This is a genomic window from Brachybacterium tyrofermentans (assembly GCF_014897585.1).
GTDB classification, from domain to species: Bacteria; Actinomycetota; Actinomycetes; order Actinomycetales; family Dermabacteraceae; genus Brachybacterium; species Brachybacterium tyrofermentans.
Genome location: NZ_JABUXW010000028.1, coordinates 42363 through 54366 on the forward strand (window position 1 = coordinate 42363; position 12004 = coordinate 54366).

A 12004-nucleotide genomic window follows, 5' to 3' on the forward strand; every position below is an offset into this window, starting at 1 on the left:
GCGCGACGGCGGAGCTCCGCCCGCCCCGCGGGTTCCACCCGAGACGTCGTCAGGAGGCCGACCGCGCGCGGGACGCGGGGGCGGGCCACAGCTCGCGGGCGGTTCATCGGCGCGCCGGAGGACGTCATGGCAGCACGGCTGCGGCTTTCTCGCGCGCCAGCTGCAGGGCGCCGGGAAGGCCGGTGGGCGCGGTGGTGTAGCGGCGCCCGTCGGCCTCGAGCCCGATGATCACCTCGTCGTGGATCGGGCCGGCGGTGGCGAGCACGGAACCGGCCAGCACCACGGGCAGGCCGCAGTCGGGATCCAGGTGGCGCACGGTGTCCATGACGTGCCGGATGGCGGTATCGAGGATCTCCCGGGCCGCAGGATCCTCGGGGAGCGCGCCGGGCAGCCGTGCGAAGCGGCCCAGCGCGGCGGGGGAGCCGGAGGGCAGCACATCGTCCAGAGCGCGGATCAGGTCCTGGCGGGGATCGCCGGTGGGGGAGGGCGGCAGCAGCCCATCGCGGAGGTCGAGGTCGAGCATGTCGCCGAGCGACTCGGTGAGCAGGGTGCGCCGTCCCCGGCTGTCGAGGTCGGCGGCCACCGCCTGCACGGTGCGTCGGCCCAGCCAGACGGCGGAGCCGATGTCGCCGAGCAGCCAGCCCATCCCGTCGCGGCGAGCGACCGCCTCCCGGCCCTGGAAGCGCACGGAGACCGCGCCCGTGCCCGCGAGCACGAGCAGGCCGTCGTCCCCGACCCCCCCGGTGAGGAAGGCGGTGCGGAGGTCGTCGGTGATCAGGATCCGTCGGGCGTCGATGCCCAGCTGCGCGAGCCGCTCGGCCACGGCGCGCTGCACCTCGTCGGCCCGCGCCGGCCCGGCCCCGGAGATGCCCAGCGCGACCGCCGCGACCTCAAGGCCCTCACCCAGCGTGCGTCGGCCCGATGCGAGGACCTCGCGGACGGTCTCGGCGATATGGTCCAGCGCCGCAGCTCCCGAGGAGCGCAGGTTCGCGCCGGGGCCCTCCGCCTCCGCGATCGCGTCTCCGACGAGCGGTGCGAGGACCAGGCGTGAGCTGGTGCCCCCGATGTCCCCGGCGATGACGACGGGCGTCGACGTGGTCGTCTCAGCGTCCATGGTGGTCTCCCTCCGGCGATTCTCCGCGCGGATCCCCCTCGTCGCGGATCCCCATCGTAAGGCGGCCGCGCCTCCCGCGGAGCCGCCACCTGGAGCTGTCGCGGGGCGTCACCGGGCACCAGCGCCGGGAGCCACCACGGGGAGCAGTCACCGGGAGGCACCTCGGCGCGGGAGGGCAGGCCCCGGGGGGATCACTGGCTACCCTGGTCCGTGGCGGCGAGGTCGTTCCGGGGTCACGGATGATCCTGCAGCGCGATCCTCCTCGGCCCGCCTCTCACCGACCGGTGCCCACGACGACCTCGATCCGACCCCAGGAGCCCCCGTGACCGATCCCCGCCCCGACGACGCCGCCATCCCCCTCGATCTCGTGGATCTGTCCTCCCCCACCGAGGAGCGCAACCCGGCCAGCGCCGAGCTCGACTCCCTCGATGCCCGCGGCATGGTCGATGTGATCCTGGGCGAGGACGCGACGGTCGCCGCCGCGGTGCAGGAGCAGGCCGGGCCGATCTCCGAGCTGGTGGAGATCTGCGTGGCGGCGGTCGCCGCGGGCCGCACGGTGCACTACCTGGGCGCCGGCACCTCGGGCCGGCTCGCGGTGCTGGACGCCGTCGAGCTCGCCCCCACCTTCAACGCGGACGAGTCGATGGTCGCGGCCCACCTCGCCGGCGGGGCCGGTGCGTTCCTCGCCGCCGTGGAGGGTGCCGAGGACGATGCCGAGGCCGGAGCCGCGCTGGTGCACGAGGTGTGCGTCGCAGGCGATGTCGTGATCGGACTGGCCGCGAGCGGGCGCACCCCCTTCGTGCGCGGGGCGCTGCAGGCCGCCCGCGCCGCCGGGATGCCCACCGCGCTGATCTCCGCGAACCCCCGGGCCGAGCTCGCAGGCGATGCGGACATCCCGATCCTGCTGGACGTGGGCCCCGAGGTGGTCACGGGGTCGACGCGGATGAAGGCCGGCACCGCCCAGAAGCTCACCCTGAACGCCCTGTCCACCGCCATGATGGTGCGCCTGGGCACCACCTTCGGGAACCTCATGATCGATGTGCGCCCCACCAACGAGAAGCTCGTGGGCCGCACCGTGCGGATCCTCGTGCAGGCCAGCGGTGCCAGCGCCGAGGAAGCCGGGGCAGTCCTCCAGGCCGCCGGCGGCAGCGTGCGCGTCGCGCTGGTCGCCCTGCTCTCGGGGGCCGACGTCGACCGTGCGGCCGCAGCCCTCGCCGACTTCCCCCGGGACCCGCAGCGCTCCGGTGACCCCGCCGGCATCCGCTCGGCCGTCGCCGCGCTCGCCGCGCAGAACTGAGAACGGGGCGAACGCCCCACGATAATTCTGTGGACTCCGCACGCGCCGATCCCTACACTCGTCGCCGTGAAGCTCTGATCAGCCCCTGACCCACCCGCGCCCCTGCGAACCGGAGCTGATCCATGCCCTCATCACCCCTGAACCCCTCCGCGCTCGTCGCCGCCCCGACCGGCAGCGGCGACCCCGCCCTGCACCTGCGGGCCGACGGGATCTCCTTCTCGTTCCCCGATCGCCGCGTCCTCACGGACGTGAGCCTCGTGGTGCCCGCCGGCCGTCCCACCGGCCTGCTCGGGGAGAACGGCAGCGGCAAGTCCACCCTGCTGCGCGTCCTCTCCGGCGAGCTCGCACCCGACGGCGGCACGACCTCCGCCCCCGGTCCCCTCGGCGTCCTCCAGCAGGAGCTGCCCTTCGGGGCCGAGGCGACCCTGGCCGACGTCCTCGCCGACGCGCTGGAGCGCTCGCGCCGTCTCGAACGGGAGCTCGCCGAGGCGGGGGAGGCCCTCGGCGCCGGCGGCGGTGCTCCGACCCCGGCGGCGAGCCGGCGCTTCGACGAGCTGCTCGCCGAGGCGACCCTGGCCGACGTCTGGAACGCCGACCAGCGGGCGGAGACCGTGCTGGCCGGGCTGAGCCTCGCCGGGGTCGACCAGCAGACCGCCCTCGGCGCGATCAGCGGCGGCCAGCGGGAGCGGCTCGCACTCGCGCATCTGCTCATCGCCCGCCCCACCACCTGGCTGCTCGACGAGCCCACCAATCATCTCGACGACGACGGGGCCGCCTTCCTCACCGCAGCGATCACCGCCCATCCCGGACCGGTGCTGATCGCCAGCCACGACCGCGCCTTCCTCGACGACGCGACGACGACCCAGCTGGACATGGACCCTGCCGAGTCCCCGCTGCGCACCGAGGTCGGCGGCCTCAGCGTCTACACCGGAGGGTTCAGCGACTACCTGCTGGCGCGCTTCGAGGCCCGCGATCGCTGGGAGCACCGCTTCCGCACCGAGCAGGAGGAGCTCACCGTGCTCCGCCGGGCCGTGAAGGACTCCGAGACCGTCGGACACGCCGGTGCGGCGCCCCGCACGGAAGCACGGGCCTCGAAGAAGTTCTATGCGGACCGCAATGCCGCCGTGGTCTCGCGGCGACTGCGGGAATCCCGGGCACGGCTCGCGCAGCTCGAGGAGGAGCAGGTGCGCAAGCCCCCGGCGGAGCTGCACCTCACGCACCTGCCGGATGCTCCGGGGCGCGGCCGCGGCGGGGGAGCGGGCACCGGCTCCGTGATGCTCACCGCGAGCCGCGTCGCGGTCGAGGGACGGCTCGCCCCGACCTCTTTCAGCCTCTCGACAGGCGATCGGCTGCTGGTCACCGGTGCCAACGGCTCGGGGAAATCCACCCTGCTGGACACGGTGACGGGACTGCTCGACCCGACGTCGGGCAGCGTGGACCGACCACGCAGCCTGCGCATCGGCCATCTGGGGCAGGACGACGAGGCCGTGCCCGGCCGCACCGTCGGCGCCCACCTGCGGGCGGCCGCCGCCGGCACCGAGGAGCCGCCGCCCGAGGACGGCGCCGTGCCCGAGCTGTTCGGACTCGTGCACCCACGGGACCTCACGCGACCGCTCGACCTGCTCTCCCGCGGGCAGCTGCGCCGCGTGATGCTCGCGGCGCTGCTGCTGGACCCGCCCGAGCTGCTCGTGCTCGACGAGCCCACCAACCACCTGGCGCTGGTCACCGCGACCCGGTTCGAGAAGGCCCTCGAGGACTGGGGCGGCACCGTGCTGATCGCCTCGCACGACCGCTGGCTGCGCAGCCGCTGGCAGGGAGAGGTGCTCGCACTGGGCACCTGACCGGTCGAGGAGGTGCTCGCACCGGGCGGCTGACCGGTCGAGGCGGCAGGACAGGCCTCCGCCGTCACACAGGTTCATGTTCCTCGCCGACACCGCGGGTATCGGCCACGCTGGGCACGAACCCGTCTTCCGAAGGAGCCACCATGTCTGCCACGCCCGCGCAGCCCCAGAAGTTCGAGACCCTCACGATCCATGCCGGCCAGACCCCGGACTCCGACGCCGGATCGCGTGCGCTCCCGATCCACCAGACCACGAGCTTCGTGTTCCCGAGTGCCGAGTCCGCCGCGGACCGCTTCGCGCTCGCCGAGGCCGGCCCCATCTACTCGCGCATCAACAACCCCACCCAGGGTGCGGTCGAGGACCGGGTGGCGGCCCTCGAGGGCGGCGCCGCCGGCCTGCTGGTCGCCTCCGGGCAGAGCGCCATCACGCTGTCGATCCTGAACCTCGCCGGCGCCGGGGACTCCGTGGCGGTCTCCCCGAGCCTGTACGGCGGCTCGTACAACCTGTTCAAGCACACCCTGAGCCGCCTGGGCATCACCCCGCAGTGGGTGGAAGATCCCACAGACCCCGCCTCCTGGCGGGCGGCGGCCGACGAGACCACCCGCGCCTTCTTCGTCGAGTCGATCCCGAACCCCAAGCAGGACATCCCGGATCTGCGCGCCATCGCCGACGTCGCCCACGAGATCGGAGTGCCGCTGGTCGTCGACAACACGGTCGCCACCCCGTTCCTGCTGCGCCCGCTCGAGCACGGCGCCGACGTCGTCGTGCACTCCGCCACGAAGTTCCTCGGCGGCCACGGCACCTCGATCGCCGGTGTGATCGTGGACGGCGACAGCTTCGACTTCGCCGCCCATGCCGAGAAGTACCCGCACTTCAACGAGCCCGACGAGTCCTACAACGGTCTCGTCTTCGCCGGCCTGCCCGCCGCCTTCGCGACGCGTGCCCGCACCAACCTGCTGCGCGACCTGGGCCCCGCCGTCTCCCCGTTCAACGCCTTCCTCATCGGGCAGGGCCTGGAGACGCTGCCGCTGCGCATGGAGCGCCACCTCTCCAACGCCCGCACCGTCGCCGACACCCTCGAGGCCGACGATCGTGTGGCCTCGGTGACCTGGGCCTCCCTGGACTCCTCGCCGTACAAGGCGACCGCCGACAAGTACCTCCCCAAGGGTGCGGGCAGCGTGCTCGGCTTCGTCCTGCCCGGCGGGCTCGAGGCCGGCCGACGCTTCGTGGACGCGCTGACCCTGCACTCCCATGTCGCCAACATCGGCGACGTGCGCAGCCTCGTCATCCACCCCGCCTCGACCACGCACTCCCAGCTCTCCGAGGACGAGCAGCGCGCCGCCGGCATCGAGCCCGGCTTCGTGCGCCTCAGCGTCGGCATCGAGCACATCGACGACATCCTCGCCGACATCGAGCAGGGACTCGTCGCCGCGAGCTGACCGCGGCCTGCGGGACGACGGCTCGCGGAGCGGGCATGCAGGCATCGTCGATAGGCTGGGAGACATGAACTCCGACCTCGCGACCCTGCCGCCCTCACCGCTCGCCGCATGGCCCCCGGTCTGGACCCCGGCCGCGGCGATCTTCGACTGCGACGGCCTCCTCGTGGACACCGAGGGCCAGTGGGTGGCCCTCCAGGATCGGTACCTCGCCCGCCACGGCGCCGCCCTGGATCCTGCGACCCGTCGCGCGATCACCGGTCGGGCCGCCGAGGTCGTGGTGGTCACCATCGCGGAGGCTGTGGGCAAGGACCCCGTGGAGGTCGGGAAGGAGCTGGTGGAGGAGCATCGACGCACCGTCGGCGAGAAGCTGACCCCCATCCCCGGCGCCCTGGACACGCTGCGGGCGATCGCCGCCGTGCGGCCCGTCGCCGTCGCCTCGAACTCTCCGCGGGATCTGCTCGAGGTCAAGCTCGCCGGCCTCGGCATCGCCGACGTCGTGGACGCCTCGATCGCGATCGAGGACGTCGACGCCCCCAAGCCCGCCCCGGACATGTACCTCGCCGCGGCCCGGGCGCTGGGCGCCGAGCCCTCCGAGTGCCTGGGCTTCGAGGACTCCGAGACCGGGGCCGAGGCCGCGCTCGCCGCCGGCCTGCAGCTGATCGCGGTCCCCTCGATCCCCGGCCAGGACCCGCGTGCGCCGCGCCGGCTCGACTCCCTCGCGGACCCGGTGCTGGCCACCTGGATCGCCGGCTGGGAGAGCACCCGATGAGCCCGACGAGCGCAGCCTCCGCGCCGAACCGCTTCACGGAGGCCTTCGGCGACTGGACCCCGCAGGCCGTCGTCTTCGACTGCGACGGCCTGCTGCTGGACACCGAGACGGTCTGGCAGCGCGCCCAGGACACCGTCGTCGGCGCCCGCGGCGTGACCCTGTCCGCGGCCGACGAGGCCGCGCTGCACGGGTCCACGCTCGAGGACGCCGCAGCGCTGATCGCGGCGCGGGCCGGGCAGGACCCGCAGGCCATCGATGCGGACCTGCGCCGTGAGTTCGACCGGGAGCTCGGCACCGGGATCCGGCTGATGCCCGGCGCCGAGGAGATCGTGCGCCTGACCGGCGCGACGGTGCCGCTGGGGTGCGCCTCCAACTCCTGGCTGGAGTCCCTCGAGGAGAAGCTGGTCCTGGGCGGCCTGCGCGAGCATTTCACCGTGCTCGAGGCCTCGGACACCGTCGAGCGCGCCAAGCCGGCCCCGGACATGTATGCCGCGGCGGCCCGCGCCCTCGGCGCCGATCCGGTGCGCACCCTCGCCTTCGAGGACTCGGGGACCGGAGCCCAGGCCGCCCGCGACGCCGGACTGCGCCTGATCGCCGTGCCCGCGCCCGGCCACCCCGTCCCGTCGGCCGATCTGGTCCTGGGGGACCTCACCGATCCGGAGCTGGCGTCCTGGATCGCCACCTGGTGAGAGCCGAGGGGAGAGGGGCCGGAAGGCCCGTCGGGCGCGGGGCGGCGAGGGCCGTGGCGGGAACTGTTCCCGAGGAGTCCGCGTCGTCGCTGGTCATGGCTCCTCGCGCACGAGGATGTCCACGCATGTCACCTGAGTTGGCCTCGATGCCGCGGGGCAGTGTTCACTGGACCCCATGACCACTCCGCACGACGACCCCTCCGCGCCGCTGACAGCCCGAGCCCATGGATCCGCTCTGCGCGGCCGCGGCTGGCTGAACACCGGTGGCGTCGACCTCGATCTGGAATCCCTGCGCGGCAAGATCGTGCTGCTGGACTTCTGGACGTTCTGCTGCGTGAACTGCCTGCATGTCCTCGACGAGCTGCGGCCGCTCGAGGAGAAGTGGGCCGATGAGCTCGTCGTCATCGGGGTGCACTCCCCGAAGTTCGAGTTCGAGAAGGACCCGGACGCGCTCGCCGCGAACATCGAGCGCTACGAGGTCACCCACCCGGTCATCGACGACCCGGAGCTGGAGACCTGGACCGAGTACGGCGCCCGCGCCTGGCCCACCCTGATGGTGCTCGACACGCACGGACGCATCGCCGGCAACCTCTCCGGCGAGGGGCACGCCGCGAACCTCGACCAGCTGATCGAGCGGCTCGTGGCCGAAGGGGAGGCGGACAGCTCCCTGCGGCGCGGTCCTGCGCCCACGGTGCTCACCGAACGGACCCCGCAGACCCTCCGGTTCCCCTCGAAGCTCACGCCGCTGCCCGATGGCCGCCTCGTGGTCTCCGACGCCGGTCAGCACCGTCTGGTGGTCTTCCAGGACGACGGCCAGACGGTCGACGAGGTGATCGGCACCGGCACCCGCGGCCACACCGACGGCGACTCCGAGACCGCCCAGTTCACCGAACCCAACGGCGTGCTCGCCCTCCCGCACGAGGTCGCTGTCGAGGTCGGCTACGACCTGCTGGTGGCCGATACAGCCAACCACCTCCTGCGCGGGGTGAAGGTGGGCCAGGATCGCCTGCTGCGCTCCCGCACGGCGACCGAGGTGTTCACCGTGGCCGGCAGCGGAGCCCAGTGGATGCAGGGCGAGCCCCTGCCCCGGGGCGAGGGCGATGCCCGCGACTACGCGCTCTCCACCCCGTGGGACCTCACCTGGTCCCACGTCCTGAACCGGGCCGTGATCGCGATGGCCGGCATCCACCAGCTGTGGACCTACGACCCCGTCACCGGCGCGCTCCTCGTGCTCGCGGGCACCACCCAGGAAGGCCTGGTCGACGGCCCGGCCGTCACCTCCTGGTGGGCGCAGCCCTCGGGTCTGGACGAGCTGCCCGACGGGCGGATCGCCGTGGCCGACTCCGAGACCTCTGCCGTGCGCATCCTGGATCCCCACACCATGCAGGTGGGCACCCTCGTGGGCCAGGGCCTGTTCGACTTCGGCCACGTCGACGGCCCCGCCGGGCCCGACGGCGTCGCCCGGCTCCAGCACCCCCTCGCGGTCACCGCCCTGCCCGACGGCAGGATCGCCGTGGCCGACACGTACAACGGCGCGATCCGGATCATCGAGGAGCATGACCTCCAGGACCCCGAGGTGACCGCCGAGGTCACCGTCGTCACGGTCGCGACCGATCTCGACGAGCCCTCCGCGGCGATCGTCGGCCCGCCGGTCGACGGCATCGGCCAGCTGATCGTCGTGGAGTCGGGGGCGCATCGCGTCACCTGGGTGCCGGTCGCCAAGGCCGCCGAGCGTGTCCTGGACAAGGGCGCGCTGCGCTCCGAGCGGCCGGTCACGGAGGTCGGCCCCGGCCCCCTCACCGTGCGCGTCCTGTTCACCCCTCCCGAGGGCCACAAGCTCGACAACTCCCTGGGCCCGTCGACCCAGGTGACGGTCTCGACCACCCCGTCGGCCATGCTCACCGCCGGCAGCGGAGTGGGCACCGACCTCGAGCGCACGCTCGAGCTGGACCCCGCCTACTCCGAGGGCGTCCTGCACGTGAACGCGCGCGCCGCCTCCTGCGATGCGGATCCGGCCGTGGAGTTCCCGGCCTGCCATATGCACCAGCAGGACTGGGGCGTGCCGATCCGTGTCGTCGACGGCGCCCCGACCCATCTGGACCTGTCCCTGCTCGCCTGAGTCGACCGCTGACCCCGCTGAGCCCCGACGTCGGAAGCTGACCTGTGGACCTGATCACCGAATTCCTCCTGGGCGACGACATCGCCGTGACCCTCCTGGTGCTCGGCGTCCTCGCCGTCGCCGCGCTGGTCGCCGGCGCCGTCGTCCCCAGCCGCCTGCGCCGCGACGAGGACGCACCCGAGATGGACGACGGCCTCGGCCGCAGCCTCGGGAGGCAGCTGACGGCTGCCGGCTCCCTCATCCTGTGGGTGGGTCTGCCCGCTCTGGTGCTGCTGTACCTGGTACCCGGATCGACCGACGACCGCATCCTGCGCTCGGCGATGATGCTGGTGGGGCTGCTGCTGGGTCCCTTCGCCGCCTGGCGCGGACTGGCCGTGCAGCTCTCCGCCCTCGGGCTCGACACGGAGCGGCGGCCCGCGCTGATCTCGCGTCTGGGGGCTCTCGCCGTCACCGGCGCGCTCGCGGTCGCGATCCTCCCGATCGTCCTCGTCGTGTGGTTCCTGCACGCCTCCGGCTCCTCGGCCCTCCTGGCCCTGGCCGCCGGCGCCGCGATCTCGGCGCTCGCGATCCGCGTGACCTCGGCGCCGCTGGACACGGCGGCCGCCGCCGCGACCGTCCTGGTCGGCACCGACGAGCACGAGATCGGCGCCGATGACGAGGACAACCTCGGCATGCCCCACCTGCGGGCGTCCCGGATGTTCCGGCGCGGGGCGGGGCTGAGCGCCGACCTCGTCGCCCTGACCTCCGCAGCCGCAGCGCTGGGCATCCTGCTGGGAGTCCCCGTGCTGGCCGGCGAGGGCATCCTGGTGGTCCTGCTCGCGCTCGGCGTCGCGATGCTCGCCGCCGGCGTCGTCGCCGTGGTCCCGCACCTGGGCAGCGCCGGACACGAACGCGGAGCGCTGCGCCTGGGCGGTCTCGTCCCGGCCGTGCTCGGCGGCGTCGGCATGGTCGTCGCGGCAGCGCTGTGGCTCCCGTCGGCCTACAAGGAGCTGCGCTTCGCCCAGGTCGGCATGGAGAACTTCACGGACCCGGCCGTGGCCGGCCCCGAACCGCTCCCGCGCGCGCAGCTGGAGCCGCAGATCGAGCAGGCCGTGGCGGACATGGGCCAGTGGATCGAGACCACGGACGAGACCCGTGACGCGAGCGCCTTCCTCGACGTGCTCACCCTGTACACCGTGTCCCCGAGCACCGTCGTGGCCGCGTCCCTGGGCCTCGGCGTCCTGGCCGCTCTGGCCGCGGTGCTGCTGCTGGACCGCACCGGTCACCGCACGGGCGGGACCGTGCTGCGGGCCGCCCGCACCAGCCGTACCGGTGGCGCCCTCGGCGTGACCTCCGCTCTCGGCTCGACCGCGCTGATCGCAGCGGGCGCGCTCGCCCTGGTGATCGTCATCGCCGGCGTGATCTCCGTGCTCAGCGCCGGGGTCCCCACCCTGGCCCTCGCCCTGCTGGCCCAGGCCGGCCTCGGCGCCCTCGTGGTGGCCGTGGCCTACGCCGGGTCGCTGATGGCACCCAGCCTGGTGGACCGCCCCGGCATCGAGCGCGGGCTCCGCGATGCCGCGTCCGGAGCGGCGACCGGCCCCCGGGCGGCGATGCTGCTCGCCGGCGTCCTGACCGCCCTCGCGGCGCTGTGGCCCGTGGTCAACGCGCTGCAGACCGCCGCCCGTGCGACGACGGTCTGGGAGGACCGGGCGCTCCATGCCCTCAGCCCCGCCTCGCTGCCCGTGCTGGCCGGCGTGGGACTGGGCGTGCTCACCGTGCTGCTGGTGACCTCGTGCCTGCTGGACGGCGCGCGCCGGCTCGGAGCCGAGGCCGTGGTCGAGACCCGCGCCGCGATGCTCGAGAACCGCAGCGGTGCGGCGCTCGACGACCTGCCCGAGATGGTGCGCCGCGCCGTGCTGCCGGCCCTCGTGGTCGTCGTGCTGATGCCGCTCGTCGCCGGGTTCGGGCTGGGCCCCGCAGCCCTCCCGGGCCTCGTGGTGGGTGTGGTGCTGAGCGCCGCCGCTCTCGGTCTGTGGACCCTCGGCGCCGGCTCCACCCTCGCGAACGCCTCCACGGTCATCGGTCAGGGACGCTACGGCGGCCCGGGCTCGTGGGGCCACTCCGGCGCGCTCGGCGGCGCCGTGCTCACCGGGACGCTGCGAGCCACGATCGGGTCCGTGGCGCTGCCGCTGGTGCTGGTCACCTCGCTCCTCTCCGCGCTCGTGGTGAGCTCCGTGGTCGGCATGGCCACGGACGGGACCAACGTGTTCCTGCGCTGGGGGATCGCCGTGGTCGCCCTGGTGATCGCGCTGACCTGCTGGGTAGTCTCCGCGACCGCCACGGAGGTCGACCTCGAGGACGGCGAAGGGGAGATCTCCAAGCCGCTGTTCGCCCGCGCCGAGGAGGGCCAGGAGGACACCCTGGACGCCATGGACTGGGAATCCGAGGACGAATCCGCCCGGCAGGTCACGGTCCCGACGCGCACGTCCGGCAGGTCCAAGCGCGGCAAGCGCCGTGGGGTGAGCGACGAGGACTGAGGCTCCGGGGCGAGGCGTCGAGCGCTGATCCTATTGGCCGATCCCGGCCCGCGGATCGATCCCGGCTCTCTCGCGCGCGGGAGAGGGGACGCTCCTATGGTGCGTCAAGTGGATAGTGGTGGGTACTCAAGGCGGCGGTAGAGGTCTCGAGCGACGTAGCGTTTCAGGCAGCGTTTGATCTCTCTCGGGGTCTTTCCCTCGGAGGTCCTTCGGGCGGTGT

8 protein-coding genes are annotated in these 12004 nt (G+C 73.6%); 7 read left to right on the forward strand and 1 reads right to left on the reverse strand.

The window, feature by feature from the left end; genetic code table 11:
* Positions 1-124: 124 nt before the first annotated feature.
* The gene (locus INT49_RS17300) at positions 125-1114 is read right to left on the reverse strand and encodes an N-acetylglucosamine kinase (protein WP_193118990.1); all 990 of its coding nucleotides are present in this window, start codon (positions 1112-1114) and stop codon (positions 125-127) included.
* 322 nt (positions 1115-1436) lie between these two features.
* Here INT49_RS17300 and INT49_RS17305 point away from each other — a divergent pair, with 322 nt between their 5' ends.
* The 7 genes from INT49_RS17305 to INT49_RS17335 all read left to right on the forward strand — a co-directional run bounded on the left by INT49_RS17305 (position 1437) and on the right by INT49_RS17335 (position 11784).
* The gene (locus INT49_RS17305) at positions 1437-2411 is read left to right on the forward strand and encodes an N-acetylmuramic acid 6-phosphate etherase (RefSeq protein WP_193118991.1); all 975 of its coding nucleotides are present in this window, start codon (positions 1437-1439) and stop codon (positions 2409-2411) included.
* 122 nt (positions 2412-2533) lie between these two features.
* Positions 2534-4252, forward strand: a complete 1719-nt coding sequence (locus tag INT49_RS17310) for an ABC-F family ATP-binding cassette domain-containing protein (RefSeq protein WP_193118992.1) — start codon at positions 2534-2536, stop codon at positions 4250-4252.
* A 143-nt stretch (positions 4253-4395) separates the two neighbouring features.
* The gene (locus INT49_RS17315; RefSeq protein ID WP_193118993.1) at positions 4396-5691 is read left to right on the forward strand and encodes an O-acetylhomoserine aminocarboxypropyltransferase/cysteine synthase family protein; all 1296 of its coding nucleotides are present in this window, start codon (positions 4396-4398) and stop codon (positions 5689-5691) included.
* A 64-nt stretch (positions 5692-5755) separates the two neighbouring features.
* Entirely contained in the window at positions 5756-6460 is a 705-nt protein-coding gene (locus INT49_RS17320) for an HAD family hydrolase (RefSeq protein WP_193118994.1), read from the forward strand.
* Positions 6457-7149, forward strand: coding sequence for an HAD family hydrolase (locus tag INT49_RS17325; protein WP_193118995.1), 693 nt, complete (start codon positions 6457-6459; stop codon positions 7147-7149). Before INT49_RS17320 ends, INT49_RS17325 begins: the two co-directional genes overlap by 4 nt.
* A 175-nt stretch (positions 7150-7324) precedes the next feature.
* A complete protein-coding gene (locus INT49_RS17330; RefSeq protein WP_193118996.1) occupies positions 7325-9268 on the forward strand; it encodes a thioredoxin-like domain-containing protein in 1944 nt (647 codons plus the stop codon).
* 44 nt (positions 9269-9312) lie between these two features.
* Entirely contained in the window at positions 9313-11784 is a 2472-nt protein-coding gene (locus tag INT49_RS17335) for a sodium/proton-translocating pyrophosphatase (RefSeq protein WP_193118997.1), read from the forward strand.
* Positions 11785-12004: the final 220 nt, after the last annotated feature.

What these genes read in the sequence shown, in the direction of transcription:
- INT49_RS17320 (WP_193118994.1), top strand. Translation starts at nt 5,756, where the DNA reads ATGAACTCCGACCTCGCGACCCTGCCGCCCTCACCGCTCGCCGCATGG.
- INT49_RS17325 (WP_193118995.1), top strand. Translation starts at nt 6,457, where the DNA reads ATGAGCCCGACGAGCGCAGCCTCCGCGCCGAACCGCTTCACGGAGGCC.
- INT49_RS17310 (WP_193118992.1), top strand. Translation starts at nt 2,534, where the DNA reads ATGCCCTCATCACCCCTGAACCCCTCCGCGCTCGTCGCCGCCCCGACC.
- INT49_RS17330 (WP_193118996.1), top strand. Translation starts at nt 7,325, where the DNA reads ATGACCACTCCGCACGACGACCCCTCCGCGCCGCTGACAGCCCGAGCC.
- INT49_RS17315 (WP_193118993.1), top strand. Translation starts at nt 4,396, where the DNA reads ATGTCTGCCACGCCCGCGCAGCCCCAGAAGTTCGAGACCCTCACGATC.
- INT49_RS17300 (WP_193118990.1), bottom strand. Translation starts at nt 1,114, where the DNA reads ATGGACGCTGAGACGACCACGTCGACGCCCGTCGTCATCGCCGGGGAC.